This window comes from Anabaena sp. UHCC 0399 (assembly GCF_034931465.1).
Classification (GTDB): Bacteria; Cyanobacteriota; Cyanobacteriia; order Cyanobacteriales; family Nostocaceae; genus Trichormus; species Trichormus minutissimus.
The window spans coordinates 1-23,318 of the sequence record NZ_JAYGGZ010000011.1; the positions used below are offsets into that span (position 1 = coordinate 1).

The 23,318-nt window shown below is 41.7% G+C and carries 26 protein-coding genes and 1 tRNA gene; 17 read left to right on the forward strand and 10 right to left on the reverse strand.

Going from position 1 to position 23,318, the window contains the following annotated elements; translation table 11 throughout:
• Positions 1-408 precede the first annotated feature (408 nt).
• Both VB693_RS08205 and VB693_RS08210 read right to left on the reverse strand, forming a co-directional pair.
• Positions 409-481: transfer RNA gene (locus tag VB693_RS08205), tRNA-Phe, on the reverse strand.
• 78 nt (positions 482-559) lie between these two features.
• Positions 560-1,429, reverse strand: a complete 870-nt coding sequence (locus VB693_RS08210) for a metal ABC transporter permease (protein ID WP_323265833.1) — start codon at positions 1,427-1,429, stop codon at positions 560-562.
• 233 nt (positions 1,430-1,662) lie between these two features.
• Between VB693_RS08210 and VB693_RS08215 the strand changes: the two genes are divergently transcribed.
• A complete protein-coding gene (locus VB693_RS08215; protein WP_242039523.1) occupies positions 1,663-1,929 on the forward strand; it encodes an ArsR/SmtB family transcription factor in 267 nt (88 codons plus the stop codon).
• A gap of 46 nt (positions 1,930-1,975) precedes the next feature.
• Here the strand turns inward: VB693_RS08215 and VB693_RS08220 are convergent, their stop codons facing one another.
• Both VB693_RS08220 and VB693_RS08225 read right to left on the reverse strand, forming a co-directional pair.
• Entirely contained in the window at positions 1,976-2,746 is a 771-nt protein-coding gene (locus VB693_RS08220; RefSeq protein ID WP_323265834.1) for a metal ABC transporter ATP-binding protein, read from the reverse strand.
• A 109-nt stretch (positions 2,747-2,855) separates the two neighbouring features.
• A complete protein-coding gene (locus VB693_RS08225; RefSeq protein WP_323265835.1) occupies positions 2,856-3,839 on the reverse strand; it encodes a metal ABC transporter substrate-binding protein in 984 nt (327 codons plus the stop codon).
• On the opposite strand from VB693_RS08225, the gene VB693_RS08230 reads away from it, so the two are divergent.
• Together VB693_RS08230 and VB693_RS08235 are read left to right on the forward strand one after the other, a co-directional pair.
• On the forward strand, positions 3,826-3,954 hold the full coding sequence (locus tag VB693_RS08230; RefSeq protein ID WP_323265836.1) for a hypothetical protein: 129 nt from the start codon (positions 3,826-3,828) through the stop codon (positions 3,952-3,954). The genes VB693_RS08225 and VB693_RS08230 overlap by 14 nt on opposite strands.
• A 391-nt stretch (positions 3,955-4,345) precedes the next feature.
• On the forward strand, positions 4,346-5,944 hold the full coding sequence (locus VB693_RS08235) for an iron uptake porin (RefSeq protein ID WP_323265837.1): 1,599 nt from the start codon (positions 4,346-4,348) through the stop codon (positions 5,942-5,944).
• A gap of 60 nt (positions 5,945-6,004) precedes the next feature.
• On the opposite strand, the gene VB693_RS08240 is transcribed toward VB693_RS08235, so the two are convergent.
• Positions 6,005-6,832, reverse strand: a complete 828-nt coding sequence (locus tag VB693_RS08240) for a carbohydrate ABC transporter permease (RefSeq protein WP_323265838.1) — start codon at positions 6,830-6,832, stop codon at positions 6,005-6,007.
• 349 nt (positions 6,833-7,181) lie between these two features.
• Here VB693_RS08240 and VB693_RS08245 point away from each other — a divergent pair, with 349 nt between their 5' ends.
• The 5 genes from VB693_RS08245 (at position 7,182) to folE (ending at position 12,236) form a co-directional block, all read left to right on the forward strand.
• Positions 7,182-7,877: an aldehyde oxygenase (deformylating) gene (locus VB693_RS08245; protein ID WP_323265839.1), complete on the forward strand. Its 696-nt coding sequence runs from the start codon at positions 7,182-7,184 to the stop codon at positions 7,875-7,877.
• 324 nt (positions 7,878-8,201) lie between these two features.
• Complete coding sequence (locus VB693_RS08250; RefSeq protein WP_190709868.1) at positions 8,202-9,221, forward strand: long-chain acyl-[acyl-carrier-protein] reductase; 1,020 nt, start codon at positions 8,202-8,204, stop codon at positions 9,219-9,221.
• A gap of 149 nt (positions 9,222-9,370) precedes the next feature.
• Positions 9,371-10,351, forward strand: coding sequence for an acetyl-CoA carboxylase carboxyltransferase subunit alpha (locus VB693_RS08255; protein ID WP_190709866.1), 981 nt, complete (start codon positions 9,371-9,373; stop codon positions 10,349-10,351).
• 362 nt (positions 10,352-10,713) lie between these two features.
• Positions 10,714-11,439 (forward strand): SDR family oxidoreductase, encoded by a 726-nt coding sequence (locus tag VB693_RS08260; protein ID WP_323265840.1) that lies wholly within the window; start codon positions 10,714-10,716, stop codon positions 11,437-11,439.
• 89 nt (positions 11,440-11,528) lie between these two features.
• A complete protein-coding gene (gene folE / locus VB693_RS08265) occupies positions 11,529-12,236 on the forward strand; it encodes a GTP cyclohydrolase I FolE (RefSeq protein ID WP_237989810.1) in 708 nt (235 codons plus the stop codon).
• A gap of 401 nt (positions 12,237-12,637) precedes the next feature.
• Here the strand turns inward: folE and VB693_RS08270 are convergent, their stop codons facing one another.
• Positions 12,638-13,270 (reverse strand): phosphoribosylanthranilate isomerase, encoded by a 633-nt coding sequence (locus tag VB693_RS08270; protein ID WP_323265841.1) that lies wholly within the window; start codon positions 13,268-13,270, stop codon positions 12,638-12,640.
• A gap of 153 nt (positions 13,271-13,423) precedes the next feature.
• Here VB693_RS08270 and psaK (VB693_RS08275) point away from each other — a divergent pair, with 153 nt between their 5' ends.
• Both psaK (VB693_RS08275) and psaK (VB693_RS08280) read left to right on the forward strand, forming a co-directional pair.
• On the forward strand, positions 13,424-13,678 hold the full coding sequence (psaK, locus tag VB693_RS08275; protein WP_190709858.1) for a photosystem I reaction center subunit PsaK: 255 nt from the start codon (positions 13,424-13,426) through the stop codon (positions 13,676-13,678).
• A gap of 251 nt (positions 13,679-13,929) precedes the next feature.
• Positions 13,930-14,208 (forward strand): photosystem I reaction center subunit PsaK, encoded by a 279-nt coding sequence (gene psaK / locus VB693_RS08280; RefSeq protein ID WP_323265842.1) that lies wholly within the window; start codon positions 13,930-13,932, stop codon positions 14,206-14,208.
• A gap of 164 nt (positions 14,209-14,372) precedes the next feature.
• Here the strand turns inward: psaK (VB693_RS08280) and csaB are convergent, their stop codons facing one another.
• Positions 14,373-15,413, reverse strand: coding sequence for a polysaccharide pyruvyl transferase CsaB (gene csaB, locus VB693_RS08285; protein ID WP_323265929.1), 1,041 nt, complete (start codon positions 15,411-15,413; stop codon positions 14,373-14,375).
• A 221-nt stretch (positions 15,414-15,634) separates the two neighbouring features.
• Here csaB and VB693_RS08290 point away from each other — a divergent pair, with 221 nt between their 5' ends.
• From VB693_RS08290 to hisA, 3 genes are all read left to right on the forward strand, one after another.
• The gene (locus tag VB693_RS08290; RefSeq protein ID WP_323265843.1) at positions 15,635-15,982 is read left to right on the forward strand and encodes a DUF2499 domain-containing protein; all 348 of its coding nucleotides are present in this window, start codon (positions 15,635-15,637) and stop codon (positions 15,980-15,982) included.
• The gene (locus tag VB693_RS08295; RefSeq protein WP_190709852.1) at positions 15,979-16,284 is read left to right on the forward strand and encodes a DUF3593 domain-containing protein; all 306 of its coding nucleotides are present in this window, start codon (positions 15,979-15,981) and stop codon (positions 16,282-16,284) included. The genes VB693_RS08290 and VB693_RS08295 overlap by 4 nt, the downstream gene beginning before the upstream one ends.
• A gap of 79 nt (positions 16,285-16,363) precedes the next feature.
• Positions 16,364-17,137: a 1-(5-phosphoribosyl)-5-[(5-phosphoribosylamino)methylideneamino]imidazole-4-carboxamide isomerase gene (gene hisA, locus VB693_RS08300; protein ID WP_323265844.1), complete on the forward strand. Its 774-nt coding sequence runs from the start codon at positions 16,364-16,366 to the stop codon at positions 17,135-17,137.
• Between the two features lie 408 nt (positions 17,138-17,545).
• Here hisA and VB693_RS08305 read toward each other — a convergent pair whose 3' ends face one another.
• Positions 17,546-18,121: a GNAT family N-acetyltransferase gene (locus tag VB693_RS08305; RefSeq protein WP_323265845.1), complete on the reverse strand. Its 576-nt coding sequence runs from the start codon at positions 18,119-18,121 to the stop codon at positions 17,546-17,548.
• Positions 18,122-18,350: 229 nt separating this feature from the next.
• Here VB693_RS08305 and bioB point away from each other — a divergent pair, with 229 nt between their 5' ends.
• Entirely contained in the window at positions 18,351-19,364 is a 1,014-nt protein-coding gene (gene bioB, locus VB693_RS08310) for a biotin synthase BioB (RefSeq protein ID WP_323265846.1), read from the forward strand.
• A gap of 124 nt (positions 19,365-19,488) precedes the next feature.
• Here bioB and petL read toward each other — a convergent pair whose 3' ends face one another.
• On the reverse strand, positions 19,489-19,584 hold the full coding sequence (gene petL / locus VB693_RS08315; RefSeq protein WP_190709847.1) for a cytochrome b6-f complex subunit PetL: 96 nt from the start codon (positions 19,582-19,584) through the stop codon (positions 19,489-19,491).
• Between the two features lie 158 nt (positions 19,585-19,742).
• Between petL and VB693_RS08320 the strand changes: the two genes are divergently transcribed.
• The 3 genes from VB693_RS08320 (at position 19,743) to VB693_RS08330 (ending at position 22,233) form a co-directional block, all read left to right on the forward strand.
• A complete protein-coding gene (locus VB693_RS08320; protein WP_323265847.1) occupies positions 19,743-20,345 on the forward strand; it encodes a Uma2 family endonuclease in 603 nt (200 codons plus the stop codon).
• A gap of 110 nt (positions 20,346-20,455) precedes the next feature.
• Complete coding sequence (gene aroB, locus VB693_RS08325) at positions 20,456-21,547, forward strand: 3-dehydroquinate synthase (protein ID WP_323265848.1); 1,092 nt, start codon at positions 20,456-20,458, stop codon at positions 21,545-21,547.
• 113 nt (positions 21,548-21,660) lie between these two features.
• A complete protein-coding gene (locus tag VB693_RS08330) occupies positions 21,661-22,233 on the forward strand; it encodes a Uma2 family endonuclease (protein WP_323265849.1) in 573 nt (190 codons plus the stop codon).
• A gap of 291 nt (positions 22,234-22,524) precedes the next feature.
• On the opposite strand, the gene VB693_RS08335 is transcribed toward VB693_RS08330, so the two are convergent.
• On the reverse strand, positions 22,525-23,157 hold the full coding sequence (locus VB693_RS08335) for an exopolysaccharide biosynthesis protein (protein WP_323265850.1): 633 nt from the start codon (positions 23,155-23,157) through the stop codon (positions 22,525-22,527).
• Positions 23,158-23,318 lie beyond the last annotated feature (161 nt).

Below are 23,318 nucleotides of genomic sequence, written 5' to 3' on the forward strand. Positions count from 1 at the left end.
TCCTAATCAGAGACTTAATAAAATTATCAATAATCTTGAGTATTAAACCGCAACTGATGGTTCTTTACGTGGTCGTGTTACAGTTCAGTTTTTTTTAACAATCGGGTATCGGTTTTTACGGTAACGCTTTTTTCCTGGTTACTAATCACTGCAAAAAATCCCCCATAGCTTGAGCAACTCTTCCAGGGGTTAATTTCTCAAGAGATTTCTGCCTTGGTGCTAGCCTCTTCCTTTGGGAGAAGGTAGAGGATTGTCGGGAACAATATCACGAGCTAACCACAGCCTACACCATTTGATAGTCTAAACTCACCTTAAAATATCCAATATTTTAAGGTCATAAGCTATCAACCAGACTGGGAGAAAGCTTACAACCCTTGTTATGTCCATGTATTTTTTAGTGTTACTAAATGCCAGGAACGAGACTTGAACTCGTGACACGAGGATTTTCAGTCCTCTGCTCTACCAACTGAGCTATCCCGGCGTGTTTTTTTATTGGCCACGATTAATAATCTTAGCAAACTAAAAATGATTTGCCAAGGGGTTTCAGCAAAAAAAACATTTAGGCAGATTTCCAGCGCAATTTTACCCAGGTGAACACAGCCACAAACAAAAGAAACTGAACCAGCACAATGCTAGGGCCTGAGGCTAGGTTAAAAGCACCGGACACAATAATCCCCACTAGGCTACTAGTAGCACCAACTATTGTTGATAAGACGAGAAAGTTGCTGAAGTGGTGACTCATTAATTTAGCTGTAGAAGCAGGAATGACTAAAAAGGCATTCACCAATAAAACACCTACAGCTTTAATTGCGACAGCTACAGCCAGTGCCAGCAGCACCACAAACCCGTAGCGATACAATTGGACGGGGACAGCTTGAACTTTTGCCACATCTAAATTTAGCGTTAACAAAATTTGCTGTTGCAGCGTTGATAGTAAGAATATGCTGCTAGCTACCAGTACCAGCATTGTTAAAATCAAGTCTGTAAAATCAATTGCCAAAATATCCCCAAACAACACACTCATTAAGTTGCCGCGATAACCTTGGATGAGATTCGTCAGAATTACACCGATCGCTAATGCTCCCGAAAGCACTATACTAAGTACGCTATCACTGGCTAAATCGGTCTTATCAATCAAGTAAAGAACAATCACCCCAAACACTAAGGTAAAAGGTAGCAGCATCCAAGTGGGGTTGATCTGTAGCAGCACACCCAATACTACGCCTACTAATGCGGCATGACCAACAGCATGGCTAAAAAATGATAACTGGCGTAAGGTAACAAAACTACCTAGCAAGCCTCCAAGTATGCCCATGAGAATAGCACCTGCGATCGCACGCTGCATAAATGGGAATTGTAATAAATCTATTAAATCACTGCTACTGGCTACAGCTATCCAGTTGAGATTGCAACTATAAATTAGATACATAATATGAATTTTTACAACTTTTAAAGTGATAAATAAAGTATATATTTGTTTGTGTTTACATAATTGGACAAAAAAAATGTAATATATAAGTATAAATTTAAATACTTTTTAATATAGAAAATTAAATTCTACTAACCCAAATGTTGCAATCAAATACCAAATACTCTCTTATAGATACTAATGTTGTTCAATCCATACCAAATGAGCTACTCACAACAGAAAAAGCTCAACGTATGGCAGATTTTTTTAGCTTTTTGGGAGATGCTAATCGACTCAGAATTCTCTCTTTTTTATCAAATAAAGAGCTTTGTGTCAGTGATTTAGCAGCTTTGTTAGAAATGAGTGAATCGGCTGTTTCTCATCAGCTACGCAACTTACGAGCTATGCGTTTAGTGACGTATCGTAAACAAGGACGTAATGTATTTTATAGCCTTCACGACAATCATATTTTTCATCTTTATCAAGCTGTAGCTGAACACTTAGATGAAAAGGATGAATAATAATTCGTAATTCGTAATTAAGGGATACAGCAAATTTATTTTGAATTTAATGATGATGTTGGTAGCGGCTAAATCCTGGGCCGTAGGTAGCTAAAAGATTTTGGGGTGAGAGAGCAATTTCTGGTTGTCCGGTACAGACAACGGTTTGATTGAGGCAAAGGACGCGATCGCAATGACGGCTGACCATATCAATATCATGGGAAACTTGTAAAACCGTCCAATTTTCTTCCCGCTTCAATTCATTTAGCAACGCATAAAAATCTGCTGCACCTTGCATATCAACTCCAGCAAAGGCTTCATCTAGTACCAACAATTTCCTAGGGATAACTAAACAGTAAGCTAGCAACACTCGCTTGAGTTGACCACCACTCAGTGTTCCAATCGCTTGATTTTGCAAGTGATAAGCATCTGTTCTCCTCAGAGCTTCGGCTACTGCTAAAGATTTTTCCCTGGGTTGACTTCGTAGTTGAGATAAAAATGAATATTTATTTCTATCTGTGGCTACCCACCCTAAACCTACCAACTCTCTGACCGAAATAGGAAAGCTGCGATCAAAGACAAAATTTTGTGGCATATAGCCTAAAAAATGACGTAAATTCCCCAATCTAGCTAGAGGAAGGCCAAATATTTCAATCTTCCCACTACTACGGGGAATCAAATTTAACACTGCTTTAACTAATGTACTTTTACCCGCACCATTGGGGCCAACTATAGCTGTGTCAGTTCCCGGTATTAACTCAAAGGAAACATCCCGCACAGCTAAATAATTACCTTGATATACAGTTAATCCCTCAACTTTGAGAACAGGGGATGTCACGTCGCTTCACTCCGAATTCAAATTACAAAATATTTTGGATTTTAGATTTTAGTAGGGGTGGGTTTACTAGAATCATCGTGAATAATTGAGGATATCTGTGAACCCACCCCTACTTACAGGCTGTTTCTATGGTTTCTAAGTTAGCTTTCATGGCTTGGAAATAATACTGGGGGTCTTTTTCGCCACTTTCTAAAGGATTTAGTGAACCCAAGGTTAACTTTAGGTCTTGGGAAAGACTGGTGAGTAATTTGTTGTCTACTCCTGGCTCACTAAATAAAGCTTTGACGTTGTACTTTTTCACCGCTTTGATAGTATTTTGTATATCTACTGGAGAAAGTTGATCTTCTGGAATTTGCACTACTGCCACTTGTTTGAGGTTATAACGTTGAGCTAAGTATGGATAAGCATCATGAAAGGTGACAAAGGTGCAGTTAGGAGTTTTTTGTAATGTCTGTTGAAATTCAGTATTTAAATTTTCTAGTTCTTGAATGTAAGCACTAGCATTAGCCTCATAGGTAGCTTTATTTGCTGGGTCAGCTGCAATTAAGCCATCACGAATATTTGTTACCTGCTGTTTTACCAACACTGGATCTAACCAAACGTGAGGATTACCCTCAGCATGGTCATGGTCGTGGTCTTTTTCACCTTTTGTGGCTTTCACAACTGGTGAGATTTCATTTAAGGGTTTAATTCCCGCGCTAGCATCAATTTGCTTCAATTGAGAATTTTGGGCATTTTTGATGGTATTTTCCAGAAATTCCTCTAATCCCAACCCATTTTTGACTAAAACATCTGCTGTAGCGATCGCTTTGACATTATCTGGTGTTGCTTGGTAGTCATGTACTTCCGTCCCTGGAGACACTAATATGTCTACCTCTGCTGCATCTCCAGCCACAGCTTTTGTAAATAGATAAGTCGGTAAAAATGTGGCTACAACCTTGATATTTGGTGGCTGTGCTACAGGATTAGATGCAGCTTCCTGTGTCTTTGGTGACTGTTGAGCAGATGTCTTTTCAATGTTGTTGGATGAGTTACAACCAAATGTCACTGACAACATTAGTAAGGTGATTAAGGACAGAATGCCTTTTTGCATAGTATTTTCCTTCCGCAACCATGCTGAAACTGCTGCGATAGCCAAAGGCTTAAGCTTCGCTTATCGCCTACGGCGGGGCGCAGCCCATCGCAATTTAAGTATAGATTTTGAGTGAGAATGAAATTTATTATCTTGGTAATAATAATTCTCATTCTCATTTCGATGATAACATGACTCTGCGTAAGTAATCACAAGAATGTGCTGTACTAGCAACCCTATGCGGAAATTAAATGATATTTTGCAACTTGCTTCTACTGCCTACCTACACAGGTAAGTATGAGTAGGCAACGCTGCGTGAACAACAATCAAAGCAGATTACTAAGCTTAACCTTTACATAACTCCTACTTAAAACAAGAAATTTATGAATTCTTGATTTTTACTGTTACAAAATTTGTTAGGTACTGCTAATATCTTGGGAATCCATTTTCAGAACCTCTGTGATAGCCAAGGCTTGGTATTGGTGTTACCAAGTAAAAATTCAGTATATTTTGAGTGTGAGGATAAAATGCAGAAATTATCGAAGTATTTACTAGCTAGTCCAGTCTTTTGCAGCATGGTGCTATTTTCTGGTACTGCTGCATTTGCGGGGGAAATATCCACCCCAACAGAAATCAATGAATCATCAAGCACCACCACACCAGTTGTCAAAACTGATAACTCTTCTCAAGACCAGGTAATGTCACAAGTTACCTCTGTGTCTCAATTATCAGACGTACAACCGACAGATTGGGCATTCCAAGCATTGCAATCATTAGTAGAACGTTATGGTTGTATTGCAGGCTATCCCAACGGGACATATCGTGGTAATCGCGCTATGACACGGTATGAGTTCGCCGCGGGTGTAAATGCTTGTCTTGACAGAGTTAACGAATTAATTGCTACCGCCACTGGTGATCTAGTCACCAAAGAAGATTTAGCTACCTTGCAAAAACTGCAAGAAGAGTTTTCCGCAGAACTAGCGACACTTAGAGGACGAGTAGACGCATTAGAAGCACGCACTGCTGAATTGGAAGCCAATCAGTTTTCTACCACAACCAAACTACAAGGACAAGTTGTAGCTGTGGTCAGTGACGTGTTGTCAGGCGATCGCGTCAATGATGCGGAAATCACAGACAAGAATACCACTCTGGCATACAGAGCGCGTCTTGAACTTGTCACTAGCTTCACTGGTCAAGATACCCTGTTTACCAGAATTGAGGCTAATAATATTGCCACACCTAACATTAATACTCCAGAGGGTAACCTATTTTTTGCTAGTGCTGAACCCAGTTCCAACGCTAACATAGGTACTTTATGGTACGGATTCCCCGCCACCAAGAATACTCAAGTTAAGCTGATTGCTGTCGGAGGTGCAGCAGACGACCTCACCAGCACAGTAAATCCTTTTGATGGTGATGGAGCTTTCGGTGCTTTGTCTACCTTTGGTACACGTAACCCAATTTACGGTCAAATCGGTGGGACTGGTTTAGGCGTTACCCATCAATTCAGTGATAAGTTAGCACTGAGTCTAGGTTATTTGAGTGGTACAGCTAATAACCCAGCAGCCAAAAACGGTTTGTTTGATGGTGCTTACGGAGCATTGGCACAGCTAACAGTCAAACCAAGCGATCGCATCACTGTAGGGTTAACATATATTAATTCCTACAGACAGCCACTAGTTACAGGTAGCAATGCTGCAACCTTCCAGACTTTGGGTGAAACCTTTTCTAGTAACTCCTACGGTCTTCAAGCATCCGTTGGTATCAGTGAGAAAATCATCTTAGGTGGTTGGGCTGGCTATACCACTAGCCGTACCTTGACAGGGGCTGATCGGGGAGATATTGATATTTGGAACTATGCTGTGACTCTAGCCTTCCCTGACCTTGGCAAGAAAGGCAATTTAGGCGGGATTATCGTAGGCATGGAACCTAAAGTGACAAGTTCCAGTGTTGCTCCGTTACCTGAAGATAGTGATACTTCCTACCATGTTGAAGCATTCTATCAATACAAAGTTAGTGATAATATCACCATCACACCCGGTGTTATCTGGCTAACAGCACCAGATCATAAAGATAACAGCGATAGCGTAGTGATTGGTGCATTGAGAACCACATTTAGTTTCTAATTTTTCACATTTCACTAAAGAGACGCAAAGTTGTTCTTTGCGTCTCTTTTTTGTGTAGGGTTAATTTTTCATTCCTGTTGTGGCAATACCTCTAATAAACTGACGCTGACCAATTAGAAATAGCAACATCACCGGAACAGTCGCAATTGTCACCGCCGCCATCATCAAAGGCCAATTATTGGTAAACTGTTCCTGAAATTCAGCCAACGCTAGCTGCACCGTTCTTAATTCCGGTCGCGTTGTAAACACAAGTGGCTTAAATAAATCATTCCATTCAGCAATAAATGTAAAGAGAAACAGCGTCACTAAGGCGGGACGAGCTAAAGGTAACATGACTTGCCAAAGAATTTGTAGTCTATTCGCCCCGTCAATAGTTGCAGCTTCTTCCAACTCTACAGGAATTGTCTGGAAATATTGACGTAACAGAAAAATCCCAAAACCGTTGACCGCAGTTGGTAAAATCAATGCGCCGTAGGTATTTATCAGGTGTCCCCACTTCAATACCAAAAAGATAGGAATCACTAATAACTGAAAGGGGATGACTAAGGTTGCTAAGACTACCAGTAACAATGCTTGTCTACCGCGAAACTTCAACCTTGCCAACGCATAACCCGCCAACGCCGAAGTCACAATTTGAAATGCCGTCACGGCGATCGCTACCAAGGTAGAATTAGCAAATGCCAATAAAAACTGCCCTCGCTGCCACGCATCGCGGTAATTAGCAAAAGACAAATTCTTTTTGGGCAAAAGTTCTATGTTTGCTCCTGGAGGTGCAAAGGATGTCAGAAAGACCACAAACAGTGGTGACAGGACAATCACCGCACCCAGTATTAGTCCTGCTAGGCTCAAAAAATTGGCAGATTTCAGACTCCAGTTTGTTTTAGGCATGAGTTACACAACAAAGCTTCTCTTCTTTTCTTGTGGCAATAATATATCTGAAAGGGGACTGGGGACTGACTGGAGATAGAGGATAAGAAAGCAGGGGGAGTAGGGAGAGAAAAACACAATCTCCAATACCCAATGCCGATTGTCAGCTAATTACAGCACTAAATTTCAGGAATATTGGGCGCGACCTATTGAATTGGTTAAATTGATATAACTATCACACCCTACAAAAGCTAATCTATAACATAGTGACTTGTTAAGTAAAATTAAACAACAGTGAACATTACCCTAAATTTATGGGGTAAATTTAATTCTGGTATTAAATGATTCAGTTTACAGGAGTAAACATACTATGCAGCAGCTTGCAGCCAATTTAGAACTTGATTTCAAGAGCGAAAAATATAAAGATGCTTATAGTCGCATTAATGCGATAGTAATTGAAGGTGAACAAGAAGCTTATGAGAATTACATCACACTAGCTGAACTGCTGCCAGAACAAAAAGATGATCTGATTCGCCTCTCGAAAATGGAAAATCGCCACAAAAAAGGGTTTGAAGCTTGTGGACGGAATCTGGAAGTGTCGCCAGATATGCAATTTGCTAAAGAATTTTTTGCCGGGTTGCATACTAATTTCCAAGTAGCAGCCGCAGAAGGTAAAGTGGTTACTTGCTTGTTAATTCAATCTCTGATTATTGAATGTTTTGCGATCGCAGCATACAACATCTACATTCCCGTAGCCGATGATTTCGCTCGCAAAATCACCGAGGGAGTCGTCAAAGATGAATATAGTCACCTCAACTTTGGCGAAGTTTGGCTAAAAGAACATTTCACTGACTCTAAGGCAGAATTAGAAGCAGCCAATCGTCAAAATCTGCCCATAGTTTGGAAAATGTTAAACCAAGTAGAAGCAGATGCGGCAACTCTCGCTATGGAAAAAGATGCCCTAGTGGAAGATTTTATGATTCAGTATGGAGAAGCCTTAAGCAATATAGGCTTCACTACCAGAGATATCATGCGCTTGTCAGCCTACGGACTCGCATCTGTTTAAAGAGTGCTGAGTGCTGAGTCCTGAGTCCTGAGTCCTGAGAGAGGAGTCCTGAGTAGTTCTATCCGTAGTGCAACACAAAAAGTCCGTCAAGAAGAACTAAACCCAAATTTAAAAGGACTTTCTACATAAAAACTCAAAACTCAAAACTCAAAACTCAGCACTCAAAACTCAGCACTCAGCACTCAGCACTCAGCACTCAGCACTCAGCACTCAGCACTCAGCACTGTATTCTGACGCTTTGTATAGTATTTTTAAGAGTTAGGTATAGTCTCTTACCCACCGAATCCACGCTTTTGACAAGGCACGCGCCTAATATATCACTACATGTTTGGTCTAATTGGACATCTGACAAGTTTAGAACACGCTCAGGCGGTAGCTCAAGAATTGGGATACCCAGAATATGCCGATCAAGGGCTAGATTTTTGGTGTAGCGCACCACCCCAGATTGTTGATCACATTAAAGTTACTAGTATTACTGGGGACACAATTGAAGGACGGTATGTAGAGTCTTGTTTTTTACCGGAGATGCTAGCAAATCGCCGGATAAAAGCAGCGACAAGGAAAATCCTCAATGCAATGGCTCATGCTCAAAAGCATGGTATTGATATTACGGCTTTGGGTGGCTTCTCTTCAATTATTTTTGAAAATTTTAACTTGGAGCAGTTTAGCCAAGTCCGTAACATCAAGCTAGAGTTTGAACGCTTCACCACAGGCAATACTCACACAGCCTATATTATCTGTCGTCAGGTAGAAGCGGCATCCCAACAAATAGGAATTGACCTTTCCCAAGCCACAGTAGCTATATGTGGGGCTACAGGTGATATTGGCAGTGCAGTGACTCGGTGGCTGGATGCTAAAACTGATGTGAAGGAACTGTTACTGATAGCACGTAACCAAGAGCGTCTCCAGGAATTGCAAGCTGAACTGGGACGCGGAAAAATCATGGTTTTGGATGAAGCCCTACCCCAAGCTGATATTGTAGTTTGGGTGGCAAGTATGCCTAAAGGTGTGGAAATTGACCCCAAGACCTTGAAGCAACCTTGTCTGTTGATTGATGGTGGCTATCCCAAAAATCTAGGAACTAAAATTCAGCATCCTGGTGTGTATGTGTTGAATGGTGGCATTGTTGAGCATTCTTTGGATATTGACTGGAAGATCATGAAAATCGTCAATATGGACGTGCCAGCACGCCAGTTATTTGCTTGTTTTGCTGAATCAATGCTCTTGGAATTTGAGAAGTTATACACGAACTTTTCTTGGGGGCGCAATCAGATTACCGTAGACAAAATGGAGCAGATTGGTCGAGCTTCAGTCAAACATGGGTTTAGACCACTGCTGGTTTAATAAATGGAGAATCAGGAATGGGGACAAATTAATTCAAAATTCTTGCATCTTGCCCTCGAACGAAGTGAAGGGTCAAAATTTTTGCATTAAATACCCCATTCCTAATACCCAATACCCAATACCCAATCCCTAATACCCAATCCCTAACTATGGCTACTACCGAGCGCAAACCGCTACTGTTGGATTTTGAAAAACCGTTAGCTGAACTAGCAAACCGGATTGACCAAATTCGGCAACTTGCAGAGGAAAATGGTGTCGATGTTTCTGGTGAAATTCGCAAACTAGAAGCACGCGCTACGCAACTGCGGGAGGAGATTTTTAGTACACTATCTCCAGCCCAACGCTTACAAGTTGCTCGTCATCCTCGTCGCCCCAGCACGTTAGATTACATTCAGGCTATTAGTGATGAATGGATGGAGTTGCATGGCGATCGCTCTGGTGGTGATGATCCGGCTTTAATTGGTGGTGTGGCTCGTTTGGGTGGGCAACCTGTGGTGATGTTGGGTCATCAAAAAGGACGCGATACTAAAGATAATATCGCCCGCAATTTTGGCATGGCTACCCCTGGCGGTTATCGTAAAGCAATGCGCTTGATGGAACACGCCAATAAGTTTAGTATGCCAATTTTGACGTTTATCGATACGCCAGGAGCTTTGCCAACGGTGGTAGCAGAACGCCAAGGTGCAGGGGAAGCGATCGCCTACAACCTGCGGGAAATGTTCTCTCTGGATGTCCCCATTATCTGTACAGTCATTGGTGAAGGTGGTTCTGGTGGTGCTTTGGGTATTGGTGTCGGCGATCGCTTATTGATGTTTGAACACGCCGTCTACACCGTAGCTACCCCCGAAGCTTGCGCCGCAATTTTATGGAAAGATTCTAGCAAAGCTCCCCAAGCAGCAGTAGCCTTGAAAATTGTCTCCCATGACCTGAAAAACTTGGGCATTATTGACCAAATTCTGACTGAACCTATCGGTGGCGCACACACCGAGCCTCTTCAAGCCGCTAACACCCTTAAACAAGCATTACTAGATAACTTAGAAGAGCTTAATCGTTTAACATCCCCAGAAAGACGGCAACTACGCTATGAAAAATTCCGCAAAATTGGCGTTTTTACGGAAGTTGCTCATTAACAAGCGTTAGAAAATGACTCAATGACACCATAGCAGTGTTATAATGCCTGTGGCTCTTAACGATTTTTAACAATCTTACCAGCCATAGGCATTTGTATGTATATCTGACAAATCAACTCTTTGGGAGTAGTTTGAACAGTATTCATTAATTAGCTTTAATTACATGACCTGAGTTTTCAGGTTATTATTTGTCGTCCTTTGCGGGAAAACGCTTAATTAGGACGCTAATAATAACAAACAATAGTAGCACTTTTCAAGGAAAATTATCGGAATTTAAGATTAAATTAATCTATTTGCTCCGAAAGATTTTCATAATTGAGTGGCAAGGGCTTGCAAAACTGCCAAAAAAATTGGGAGACAGCATGAGTTTTGAGCAGAAACGACGCGCTTTAATCACAGGGGCGAGTAGGGGAATTGGGAAAGCAACAGCATTAGCTTTTACAAAAGCCGGCATAGATGTAGCTTTAGTGAGCCGTTCTCTAGATGAGTTGGAGGCTGTAGCAGCAGCAACACAACATACCGGAGCAACAGCAAAAGTCTATGCTGTAGACCTAGCAGAAGTATCGCAAGTAGAAGCGAAAATGCAAGCGATCGCGCTAGATTTTGGAGATATAGATATTTTGGTCAACAACGCGGGGATAGGCTACACAGCTACCTTAAGTCAAACCCCTCTAGTAGACTGGCAAAAAGTGATGGACTTGAACCTGACGAGTGTATTTCAGTGTATTCAAGGGATTCTGCCTGGAATGCGAACTAGACTTACAGGAACAATCATCAATGTAGCCTCCATTGCTGCCAAACAAGCCTTTCCTAACTGGGGAGCTTATTGTGTGAGTAAAGCTGGTTTATTAGCTCTTTCTCAAACCCTGGCACAAGAAGAACGCGCCCACGGTATTCGTGTCACTACTATTTTCCCTGGTTCTGTCAACACCTCATTGTGGGACACAGAAACTGTTCATGCTGATTTTGACCGTTCCCAAATGCTTACCCCAGAAATTGTGGCTCAATCGATTCTCCATACTGCTTTATTACCACCACAAGCAGTCATTGACGAATTGATTCTTATGCCCAGTGGTGGCGCACTTTAACTAGTCTTTGGTTGTTGCTCATTTGTTTGTGTTGACCAATAACTAATGACTAATAACTCACAATTAAACCATAACCAAGTATTGACATCATGACTATTGCTAGTTCCAACGGTTCTAATCGCTCTCAATCGCCACTAATTCCTGACTTAGCAGAAGCCATCAACACCAGACCAGACCGTAATACTCACGATGGGCGAACACCAGAGTTGCATCCACCTTCTGAGGAAGATATGGAGCAAATGAAGGATGCAGTAAGAGCAATATTAGTAGGCGTTGGCGAAGACCCCGAACGGGAAGGCTTGTTAAAAACACCAAAGCGCGTAGCAGAAGCAATGAGATTTCTGACTAGTGGCTACAACCAATCTTTAGAAGAACTCATCAACGGAGCAGTCTTTGATGAAGGGCATAACGAGATGGTATTAGTCCGGGATATTAACTTCTTCAGCCTCTGCGAACATCATATGTTGCCTTTTATGGGTAGAGCGCACGTTGCTTACATCCCTAATCAAAAGGTAGTAGGATTAAGTAAATTAGCTCGTATCGTTGAGATGTATTCTCGCCGCTTGCAAGTTCAAGAAAGGCTAACTCGCCAAATTGCTGAAGCCGTTCAAACCATCTTAGAACCTCAAGGTGTAGCAGTAGTTATGGAAGCTAGTCATATGTGCATGGTGATGCGGGGTGTGCAGAAACCAGGTTCTTGGACTGTGACTAGTGCAATGGTTGGCGTATTCCAAGAAGAACAAAAAACCCGTGAAGAATTCTTTAACTTGATTCGTCATCAACCAGCATTCTTTTAAAAAATGGTGAATTGGGAATTGGGAATTGGGAATTGGGTAAATCAATAGACCTCTTGCATAAATGCTGAAGCTGTCATGTGGAGCAAAGCGAAACATCTCAAAGATTCTACATTTCATTCACAATGACACATCTCATTTTCGGACTTTTGCAAGAGACTCCATGAGATGCGCTCACAAGGAACAATGAAAATAATGATTTTGCGTTGTTTCAGCCTCTATTTTTAAGGCAAGTCTGATGAGTGGATTTTAGGTGTTGGATTGGGATTTAATCCAAAATCCAAAATCCGTCTTGAAAAGTTGAGCCACTACGTTGGACGGGTTTCCCGGCTTGTAGCAAGTGGCGTTCCTCGGTTGGGAAACCCGCCTACAGAACTTTCCGCAAAATCTAAAATTCCCAGTCCCTACTTCCTATTCCCCAATTTTTCAAACAGTAATGCTACCTTATCTAAATCTTTATCGCCGGGTTTAATTTCTACACCGCTAGATAAATCGATACCGTCGGGCTGAAGCTGACTCAATGCTTCTAGAATGTTATCTGGTGTTAATCCGCCTGCTAGTAGCCAAGGACAACTGGGATGAAATTTTTGTAACATCTGCCAATCTAAAGTTTGCCCTGTACCACCTAACTGCTGAGGATGATAAGCATCCAGTAATAAAGTATCTATGTATTGGGTGTAAATAATTGCTTGCTGCAAATGCTCTATATTGCGGATTCTGAGGGCTTTAATAATTTCTACTTGGGGTAAAGCTTGATGCAACTCGGAGCAAAATTCGGGGGATTCGTCACCGTGTAACTGTACACCTGTTAACTCGGTACGGGAAACAATCTGACTAATTTCGGCAATACTGGCATTAGCGAAAACGCCAATTTTGTCAATATTTTTGGGTAAGTGTGCCACCGCAGCTTGAATTTGCATTGTGGTGACATAACGAGGTGAAGTAGGTACACAGATAAATCCTAGTGCAGTTGCACCCAAAGACGCGATCGCTACTGATTGTTGTGGTTGAGTGATACCGCAAATTTTTACACGCATAGAAATTTTAAATACAGCAAACTTAAAAAACCGAATTTTGGTTGATGAATTTCGGTTGTGTCCTAACTAACTCTATAATTTTCTAGGTCTAGATTAACTTTGACCAAACTTAGTCCTAAGTGCTGAGTATAACTTTTCATAGGAGACACAACCTTGATTACATCTACCTTATTAGCAGCTGCTGCATCTGTACCAGTCACCCCTGAATGGAATCCCACTGTAGGAATTATCATTAGTGCTAGCAGCGTAGTAGCTGTTTTGCTAACGCTCAAAATTCAAAAGCCCCAAGTCGGCCCCAAATTTCCTGGGCTACCTTTAAGTCTCCCCGCATTTGTGGGTGCTATGGCTTTTGGTCATGTGATTGGTATTGGTATTGTCTTAGGATTGACCAACATTGGTCGTCTGTAGGTTTGGATACAAGTAATACGTTATAGCTTACGTATCACCAAGTCCACAACTCTCAAGACTAATTTCTGTTCTTTCTCCAGCCATGAGACTCGATACATGAGTGAAGCTAATTTTTGAGTAACAAACTCGACTTAAGAAGGATGGTTGAACCTTTCTATTGAGAGAGGATGATCCAACCCCTGTTAGTGGAGTATTGACTGGGCTATTAGCTCATAGCTTCGAGACATTTTACTCATGCAGGAGAAAGAACTATGTTTCCATTAACACTGTTAGCAGTGCAAGTTACTGTTCCTAATACTGGTACAACCTGGAACTGGACTGGAACACCGATTATTATTGGCAGTTGTTTATTAGTGCTTTTAATTGCTGGGCGGTCAATTCGCTATCCCCATGTTGGCCCCAAAATGCCTTTACCTTTCCCCTCTTTGTTTAATAATCCTAGTGTTGCTACATTCTTAGCGGCTATGAGCTTTGGTCATATTATTGGAGTGGCTGCCGTTTTGGGATTAACTAATATCGGTGTAATTTGAACCACCCCACCCTACGCTTTCGCTTAGAGGGTGGGGTTTCTACATCCTCAATACTACTTAATATCGGTATTGCGGCAGGAATATCACCCCTTAACTTGGTAGTCGACAAATATAGGTCTAAACGCATTAACATAGAAAGATTTACACTGCGTCAGTTCACAGTATTACGGACTAAGAACTTGATGTAACACATCTCGATGTGTTAATGCGCTATTTACTAAAGATTGGATTTTCTCTGGTAAGATTTGCTGACCATTTTTGTAATGTTCTACCCAAGTTTGACTAATTAAATTGGGATCATCTGGTAAATCTGACAAATTCCAGCCAGGTATGGCCAAATCTTCCATGAGGCGGTTAACTTTGGGATCATAACTCAGGGCAAAACAGCGACATCCTTCAGCAGCAGCCATAATTAAACTGTGCAGCCGCATTCCAATTGCCATCTCTACACCCCGAAATACGCCTTTTAATATCTGCGGATCTTCGAGACACAAAATCTGACTGACATCTGCAAGGTATGGTTTTATGGCTTGAGCAATACCTAAATCTTCGCTTTTTTGAAATGGCAGCAATAAAATAAAAGCCTGAGTTGCTTTTTGGAAATCGACCAAAGCACGAGTTAAATTATTGAGGCGTGTGGGAGTTAATTGGGGATGTTGTCGCAAAGTCACAGCAACTCTAGGCGTAGGTAAATCCGCAATTTCCGGTACAGGCTTGGATGCTAAAGCCCAAACTGGATCAGGTGCAAGGATGTGGGGAATTTGCCAATCAGACAATAAAGCAGCACTGCTGCGATCGCGTACACTCACTTTAGTACAACCAGCAAAATTTTGTCTTGCCATCCAGCGCGTTTGCGGACGAACTAGAGGGCCAATACCCTGCGCCCAAGCAATAGTTTGCAAGCCCATTTTCTGAGCTAACCCCATCAATCCCCCATAATAAAAGGGGCTGATAGTGCTGGTAACATCTTGAATTAAACTGCCACCACCCCAAATTAAAGCATCACAGGAACGTAAAGCTTGCAGTACAGGTACAATAGCCATGCGATTGTGCGCTTCCACATTGTAGCGATCGCGCGTTTCTTCTGGATTACCAGAAAGCACCACAGGTGTAACATGAGATGGTAGCATTTGCAGGAGTGTGGCTAATAAAGCTTCATCACCACCGTTACCTTTGCCGTAATACCCAGATAATAGCGATCGCATCGTTCCCATTGAAATTTTGAATGTTGGATTTAAGGTTATCAACTTTTTCTCAATACTTAACGAGTTGACAGTAATCTTTCTACAAAAAGTTGAATTGCCGTGTGGGAAGATGAGAGGAGTGAGGAGTGCTGTTAGCGGTAGCGCGGCGTTTAGTCGGTGCTGAGTGAGGAGTGAGGAGTCCTGAGTTACAGTCTAATGACCATTGACTATTGATTTTATTTATGAATGCTCTTTCAATTCCTACTTGGATTATTCATATTTCTAGCGTTATTGAGTGGATTGCTGCGATTTGGTTAATCTGGACTTATGGCGAACTCTCAGGAAACCGCAGTTGGTGGGGATTATCTCTGGCGATGTTACCGGCTTTGGTGAGTGCTATGTGTGCTTGTACCTGGCATTATTTCGACAATCCTCAATCTCTAGAATGGTTGGTAACGCTGCAAGCTACTATGACGCTTGTTGGTAATTTTACACTTTGGGCTGCGGCAGTGTGGATTTGGCGTTCTTCCGCTAGTCCCAAGACAGTAGCTAATTCTTTTGAATCAAAAACTATTAAATCAGAGCAATGATATCTAAAGACACCCTATTTGCCCTGTCACTGTTTCCTTACTTGGGTTTCTTGTGGTTTATCAGCCGCAGTCCGCAAATGCCCCGTTTAGCATTATATGGATTTTACGGCACTCTGGTTTTTGTGGCTGTGACGATTCCGGCAGGAATATATGCCAAAATCCATTACCACGAAGCTTTAGCTAACATAGATTGGCTACACGGTGGCGCGGAAGTTTTTTTGACGCTTTCTAATATTTTGATTGTGCTGGGTTTTCGGCAAGCAGTTAAGCAATTACAGGGACAGGTGACAGGTGACAGGTGACAGGGGAAGAAGTGTTAAGCATACCCAATACTCAGTACCCAGTACCTAATAACTATTGACTAAACAGGGGAAAATTTACATGGATGTAATTCCAGCGATTGATTTACTAGATGGTCGCTGTGTGCGACTGTATCAGGGAGACTACGATCGCTCACAGGTTTTTAGCGAGAATCCTGTTGATGTGGCTAAACAATGGGCGGATCAAGGTGCAACAAGATTGCACATAGTAGATTTAGATGGTGCAAAAGCAGGTAAAGTAGTAAACTTGAGTGCAATTGAAGCGATCGCTCAAGCTATTTCTGTACCAATTGAAATTGGCGGTGGTTTACGCGATCAAGCTAGTGTGCAACAAGTGTTTAATCTAGGTGTACAGTGGGCAATTCTCGGTACTGTCGCTGTAGAACAACCACAGCTAGTACAACAACTCTGTCAAGAGTTTCCTGAAAAAATTATTATTGGTATTGATGCTCGTAACGGACTCGTAGCAACTCGCGGTTGGTTAGAAACTTCAAAAGTTTTAGCCGCCCAACTCGCTATACAAATGCAAGAACTAGGTGCAGCCGCTATTATTTACACGGATATTCACCGCGATGGAACTCTAGAAGGGCCAAATATGGAAGCTTTGCGCGAACTCGCTGGCGCAATTTCCATTCCAGTGATTGCTTCGGGGGGAGTCAGTTCTGTCACTGATTTATTAAGTTTGTTGGGGTTAGAACCTCAAGGTGTTACAGGGGTAATTGTCGGACGAGCCTTGTATACTGGTGATATTTCTTTAAGAGAAGCATTACAGGCGATCGGGCCAGGACGTATTCAAGATATACCGCCCAATTTAGGGTTTTCTTCCTTCGCTTGATATAAAATTTTAAATCAATTATTTTGATTTCTGGAAACCTCAGTAACTCTGTTGTAGTTCTTCCATAGAAAGTTAATCAACGGTTTGAGTATCTTTCTCAATCTTCTCCAACTGAAAAAGATTTACGGTAATGGGTTTTCTTCAATATAGAGACGTAATTAAGTTTACGTCTCTATTTTATTATGTAAAATTTTTGACAACTTTCTGGAAACGGTCATATCCTATATGTAGATAAACTTGTCATTAATTACACTATTCCACCCTATGTCTAGCCAACAACCCAATTCCAACCAACCATCCAATAAAAAAGCAACCGAAACAAACAAGAGTAGAAAAAAACCTTTAAATAACGGTCGTCCAGATAAAACAGACCATTAAATCAATTCGCAATTCGTATTCTGAATTGGTTTAATATTCATTGGGTTGCCAGTCAGGATTGATTAGACTAGTCAGAATATGATCTTGCCACTTACCGTTAATTAATAAATAGTCTCTGGCATAACCTTCGACAATAAAGCCTAGTCTTTTGAGAACATTTCCACTGCGTTGATTGTGGGGCATATAGTTGGCCATGATGCGATGAAAATCTAATTCTTGAAAAACATACTCAGTTGCTGCCCGCAAGCCTTCAGTCATATAGCCTTTACCCTGGGCAGCTTCTGCTAAACTATATCCCACATGGCAGAAATGAGCAGCACCCCTGACAAAATTATTGAAATTGATAGTACCAATAACTTCCGTAGGTTGAGTTTTAGGAAAAATAAATAGCTTTAAAGATTGGTCGTGAATAAATTCTAAAAAATTATTTTCTAGTTGATATTCCCAATATTCGTCTGTGAAGAAATGATCTGCCCAAGTGGGATAAAATGGGGTGAGAAAATTTTTATTTCCAATAAAATATTTGAGAATTTTGGGTATTTCTTCTTGAATACCTATTCGCAATAGTAGGCGATCGCTAGTGATTATGGGTAGTTCTGATTTCATATAGCTACTTTACTTATCTTACTTTTTTTACAAAATTTAAAATATATTGTCACTGAGTTTACAGAAATTTTCTCGGTATTCCTTACCCTGGTTGATCAAATGTCTCAAATCTTGGCTGTGGATATTGCTGGCGGAACGCCATCGCAGTAGCCCATCCCGTACTCCAAAAGATGTACGTTAGGGGATATAACAAGAAGACAGCTGTTAATCAATCCAGTCGAGAAGAAGGATGCTAATGTCGGGAATACGCTACGATTGGCAAGAAGTAGAGATTCGGGAAATCTATAATACACCATTGCTAGAGCTAATTTATCAAGCTGCTAGCATTCATCGTCAATATCACAACCCCAAACAAATCCAAGTATGTAAGCTGATATCCATTAAAACCGGTGGGTGTCCAGAAGATTGTAGCTACTGCGCCCAATCTTCCCGTTACCAAACTGAAGTCAAACCCCAAGCACTGTTAGATAAGGAAACAGTCCTGAACATTGCCCAAAACGCTAAAGAAAAAGGTGTTAGTCGTGTGTGCATGGGTGCAGCATGGCGAGAAGTGCGGGATAATTCTCAATTTGATCAAGTTCTGGATATGGTCAAAGATGTCACTGACATGGGTTTAGAAGTTTGCTGTACCTTGGGGATGTTGACAGCAGACCAAGCCAAACGATTAGAAACAGCTGGACTGTATGCTTATAACCATAACTTAGATACCTCAGCAGAATATTACAGCACAATTATCACTAGTAGAACTTATAGCGATCGCCTGAACACCATCGAAAATGTCCGGCAAACCAATGTTACCGTATGTTCCGGCGGTATCCTGGGTTTAGGCGAAACCGTCGAGGATCGTGTTTCCATGTTACACACCCTGGCTAACCTCCATCCTCATCCAGAATCAGTACCAATTAATATTCTCTCCCAAGTGGAAGGTACGCCCTTAGAAAACCAACCAGATGTCCCCATTTGGGATGTTGTCAGGATGATAGCCACAGCCCGGATAGTTATGCCAACTTCCGATGTGCGCTTAAGTGCTGGTAGGGCAAGACTGTCTCAAGTAGAACAAGCTTTTTGCTTCATGGCAGGTGCTAACTCCATCTTTTCCAGCGACGATAACAAGATGTTAACAGTCACAACCCCCTGTCCAGACTACGACGCAGACCAAGAAATGCTGAATTTATTCGGCTTAGAAATGCGTCCCCCGTCCCAAAGACCAAATAGAATGGCTAGTCCGGCGGTTGTGGGATAAGACTAAATAATTCGTAATTCGTAATTCGTAATTCGCAATTAAACTGCGAATTGCGAATTACCAATTGTTCGGTCAGGGTGTAGAATCATTACTTACTCGCACCTCTACACCCCCATACCCTTATTTAAAGGATCTTCGCAGAACGCAGACCGAACAGCAGACCTACAGCTATGCCCATGAACAAAGCCAAGAAGAGGATATAAGATACTACTGCTAACATTTATGTTTCTCCACAATACTTCACTAACTATATTGAATCATTAATTTTTGGTCATTAGTCATTAGTCAACAGTTAATGAAGGAAGATAAACTAGACTAAAACTATATTCATTACTGTCTGGTTGGTGAGCTTGTCAAACCACTGCTTCCTACCCTCAAATGACAAAAACTAACTTATCCCCAACCCTTGCGGTTAATATTCCACCTAATCTGACGCTGACAGTCTCTCATGAGCAGTTTGTGAAATTAGCACTGGCTAACAGAGATTTACAATTAGAACGAACTGCTACGGGAGAGTTAATTGTTATGCCGCCAACCGGCAGCGATACAGGATACAGAAACTTGGATATTGCTGGACAACTGTGGTTGTGGAATCGTCAGACTAAATTAGGTGTAGCATTTGACTCTTCAAGTGGTTTTCATCTACCTAATGACAGTGATCGCTCTCCTGATGCTGCATGGATACGTCAAGACAGATGGAATGCTCTCAGTATAGAACAGCAGGAAACCTTTGCCCCCATCTGTCCTGACTTCGTATTAGAACTACGGTCTAAAAATGATTCTATAGAAAAGTTACGCGCTAAGATGAGAGAATACATAGATAATGGTGCGCGTTTAGGTTGGTTAATCGATCGCAAAAATCAACAGGTAGAGATTTATCGCCCAGGTCAAGATGTGGAAGTGCTAAATCATCCTGTGAGTTTGTCAGGAGAAAGTGTTTTACCGGGGTTTGTATTGGATTTAACCGAAGTTTGGAGTTGACACAACTCACAACTCAGCACCGACTAAACGCCGCGCTACCGCTAACACAACTCAGCACTCTTCCAAAATGCGGTAGAATACAGCCCACTGTGCTTGTTGGGGTTTGGGTAATGACTTCTGTAATTAATGTGAATCTACCACAGCAGTCTTATGAGATTGCGATCGCATCTGGAAGTTTAGAACAACTTGGTCAACAGATGGCTGATTTGAAACTAGGCAAAAAAGTATTGCTGGTTTCTAACCCTACTATATTTAAGCATTATGGCGAAAGAGCCATAAATTCTCTAGAATCTGCTGGTTTTCAGGTAGCTAGCTATTGCCTACCAGCCGGAGAACGCTACAAAACCCCCAATTCTATCCAAAAACTCTACGATATCGCCCTAGAAAATCGCCTAGAACGTTCCTCTACGATGGTGGCTTTGGGGGGAGGCGTAATTGGCGATATGACTGGCTTTGCTGCTGCTAGTTGGCTACGAGGAATTAACGTTGTACAAGTGCCTACTACCCTCCTAGCAATGGTAGATTCGGCAATTGGTGGCAAAACAGGCGTAAATCATCCCCACGGTAAAAACTTAATTGGGGCATTCCATCAGCCACGTTTAGTATTAGTTGACCCAGACGTGCTAAAAACCCTTCCCATGCGTGAATTTCGGGCAGGTATGGCAGAAGTAATTAAGTACGGCGTAATTTGGGATGCTGAGTTGTTTGCCCAAATGGAAGCTAGTAAACACCTCAATCAATTGCGCTACATCAAACCAGAATTAATCAACGCTATTCTCACCCGTTCGTGTCAAGCCAAAGCCGAGGTTGTGGGTAAAGATGAAAAAGAAGGCGGACTACGGGCAATTCTTAACTATGGACACACTATTGGTCATGCGGTAGAAAGCTTAACTGGTTATCGGTTAGTCAATCACGGTGAAGCCGTGGCTATTGGCATGGTAGCAGCAGGCCAAATTGCTCTGAAATTGGGAATGTGGCAGCAGGAAGACACAGAACGTCAAAATGCCCTGATTCAAAAAGCAGGCTTACCGACAAAGTTACCAGAGGGTTTAGATATTGAAGGAATTATTGATGCACTGCAACTAGATAAAAAAGTTAAAAACGGTAAAGTGCGGTTTATCCTACCCACCCAAATGGGTGTAGTCACAATTACCGACGAAGTACCAACAGAGATTATTCGCCAAGTTTTAGAGGCAATGTAAATTACGAATTACGTAAAGCCTGCGGTATAGCTGCGCTTAGAGCGTAGCAGGGCGCAGCCCATTACGAATTACAAATTAGCTAAAATCTAACTAGCCGCCTTCTGGTTTTTGCTATGCTTCTCCAAGCCGACAATCAACTGACTTTGCAGGAGTTCTTAAATCTCCCCCCAGGTGAGGGAGATACCACCTACGAACTCGTTGATGGTAAATCAATTCCTAAAATGTCACCGAAAAAACACCACTCTAAACTAACTCGCGCCCTACTTAATTTAATTGAACAATCATGTGAAGGCAAAGGAGAAGTTTATCCAGAATTATCTGTAGCATTAACCCGTCGAGGAAAAGACTGGCTACCCGTACCAGATTTATTGTACATTTCTAATGAGCGTTTACCCTCCGACTGGGAAGAAGAGGGAGTTTGTTCTGTACCTCCTGATTTAGTAATTGAAATTATCTCTCCTGGACAAACCTTTGGACAAATGGCAGCCAAAGCGCAAGACTATCTAAACGCCAATGTGCTGCGAGTGTGGGTGTTAGACAGCAAAGCCAGAAGTATTACTGTTTTTTATCCAGATGCAGCACCAAAGACTCACATGGGAGATGAATTAATTACAGATTCTCTATTACCAGAATTGCAATTTACAGATGAACAGGTATTTCAAAAAGCAAAAATTCCTTTAAAGTAAAATTTTTGGCTCATCGTGTACTAGCACATATATAGGAGTTGACAGTTGACAGTTGACGGTAGCTCACGAAAAAGTAGGTTTTTAAGCCTCTCTCCTGGCAGGGGAGAATTACCCTGCGGGGGTTTTAAAATTAATCGAACTCATCTTAATCTATCGGGTAACGGCTATAAATAAATATTTGAGCATTGCTGGTATTTTTTCCCGATGCTGCCAAAGACTGAAGGGATATATAAATTAGTAGATGCACCTTAATTAAAAGCAAGCCCTTCAGTCTTTGGCTGGGGGCTTTTATTATCTGAATAAGGATGGTAGCCAACTAGGTGCTAACCACAAGCCATAACCAATAAATCCAAATAGTATGGTAATTAAAATAGTGATGATGTAACTAACACAAATTAGTAACCCATCAGATTCAATAGTGGCGACTGTCAGTAGTAAAATACCAACCGTGGGGATGGGATTAGTAAATGGAACTGGTGACATGAGTAACAGTGTCAGCCAAGAGATACACAAGCCATTGACTCGCCAAGTTAAGGGATGTTCGGCGATTTTAGTCAAACGAGGGCGAGTAATTTTCTCTAAGATTTTGGTGACGCGGCGGAGGTTTTGTAAAATTAACTGAGCAAAAGGGCGAGGGAATTTATAGCGAGCAATTCTTTTAGGTAGCCAAGGCGATCGCCTACCGAGTATCATCTGTATAGATAACATTAAACAAGCAGCACCAAAAGGCCCTGCTAAACCTGGCGGCATAGGGAACAAAAAGGGTAAAACTAATAAAACAATGACTAAGCTAAAACCCCGTTCCGAAGTTTCCGCCAAAATATCACCGAGAGTCAAATGCTGTTCGGTCAATCTTTGTAGTAGTAATTTAATCTCTTGAGAAAATCTCACATGAATTTGGCGTGAGTTGATGTGAGTTGCCACAATGCCCCGCTATAGATAGCTAAAAGAGAATTAAGTTGAAATACAAATGCACCCGTTATCATTCCTTACAATTCCTCAGCATATCAGATTCTCTCTTAGCTATCTACCGCAGATATAGGTATTAGTTAATGGTCTATGGGCATTGGGCAATTCAATGCGTG

Excerpts from the sequence above, each read along its gene's own strand:
- VB693_RS08225 (WP_323265835.1), bottom strand. The coding sequence starts at position 3,839 with ATGCAAAAAGGCATTCTGTCCTTAATCACCTTACTAATGTTGTCAGTG.
- VB693_RS08305 (WP_323265845.1), bottom strand. The coding sequence starts at position 18,121 with ATGAAATCAGAACTACCCATAATCACTAGCGATCGCCTACTATTGCGA.
- psaK (WP_323265842.1), top strand. The coding sequence starts at position 13,930 with ATGTTTCCATTAACACTGTTAGCAGTGCAAGTTACTGTTCCTAATACT.
- petL (WP_190709847.1), bottom strand. The coding sequence starts at position 19,584 with ATGTTAGCAGTAGTATCTTATATCCTCTTCTTGGCTTTGTTCATGGGC.
- VB693_RS08260 (WP_323265840.1), top strand. The coding sequence starts at position 10,714 with ATGAGTTTTGAGCAGAAACGACGCGCTTTAATCACAGGGGCGAGTAGG.
- aroB (WP_323265848.1), top strand. The coding sequence starts at position 20,456 with ATGACTTCTGTAATTAATGTGAATCTACCACAGCAGTCTTATGAGATT.
- VB693_RS08230 (WP_323265836.1), top strand. The coding sequence starts at position 3,826 with ATGCCTTTTTGCATAGTATTTTCCTTCCGCAACCATGCTGAAACTGCT.
- VB693_RS08250 (WP_190709868.1), top strand. The coding sequence starts at position 8,202 with ATGTTTGGTCTAATTGGACATCTGACAAGTTTAGAACACGCTCAGGCG.
- VB693_RS08295 (WP_190709852.1), top strand. The coding sequence starts at position 15,979 with ATGATATCTAAAGACACCCTATTTGCCCTGTCACTGTTTCCTTACTTG.
- VB693_RS08235 (WP_323265837.1), top strand. The coding sequence starts at position 4,346 with ATGCAGAAATTATCGAAGTATTTACTAGCTAGTCCAGTCTTTTGCAGC.
- csaB (WP_323265929.1), bottom strand. The coding sequence starts at position 15,413 with ATGCGATCGCTATTATCTGGGTATTACGGCAAAGGTAACGGTGGTGAT.
- VB693_RS08215 (WP_242039523.1), top strand. The coding sequence starts at position 1,663 with ATGGCAGATTTTTTTAGCTTTTTGGGAGATGCTAATCGACTCAGAATT.
- bioB (WP_323265846.1), top strand. The coding sequence starts at position 18,351 with ATGCTAATGTCGGGAATACGCTACGATTGGCAAGAAGTAGAGATTCGG.
- VB693_RS08270 (WP_323265841.1), bottom strand. The coding sequence starts at position 13,270 with ATGCGTGTAAAAATTTGCGGTATCACTCAACCACAACAATCAGTAGCG.
- VB693_RS08255 (WP_190709866.1), top strand. The coding sequence starts at position 9,371 with ATGGCTACTACCGAGCGCAAACCGCTACTGTTGGATTTTGAAAAACCG.
- folE (WP_237989810.1), top strand. The coding sequence starts at position 11,529 with ATGACTATTGCTAGTTCCAACGGTTCTAATCGCTCTCAATCGCCACTA.
- VB693_RS08245 (WP_323265839.1), top strand. The coding sequence starts at position 7,182 with ATGCAGCAGCTTGCAGCCAATTTAGAACTTGATTTCAAGAGCGAAAAA.
- VB693_RS08210 (WP_323265833.1), bottom strand. The coding sequence starts at position 1,429 with ATGTATCTAATTTATAGTTGCAATCTCAACTGGATAGCTGTAGCCAGT.
- hisA (WP_323265844.1), top strand. The coding sequence starts at position 16,364 with ATGGATGTAATTCCAGCGATTGATTTACTAGATGGTCGCTGTGTGCGA.
- VB693_RS08240 (WP_323265838.1), bottom strand. The coding sequence starts at position 6,832 with ATGCCTAAAACAAACTGGAGTCTGAAATCTGCCAATTTTTTGAGCCTA.
- VB693_RS08330 (WP_323265849.1), top strand. The coding sequence starts at position 21,661 with ATGCTTCTCCAAGCCGACAATCAACTGACTTTGCAGGAGTTCTTAAAT.
- VB693_RS08320 (WP_323265847.1), top strand. The coding sequence starts at position 19,743 with ATGACAAAAACTAACTTATCCCCAACCCTTGCGGTTAATATTCCACCT.
- VB693_RS08290 (WP_323265843.1), top strand. The coding sequence starts at position 15,635 with ATGAATGCTCTTTCAATTCCTACTTGGATTATTCATATTTCTAGCGTT.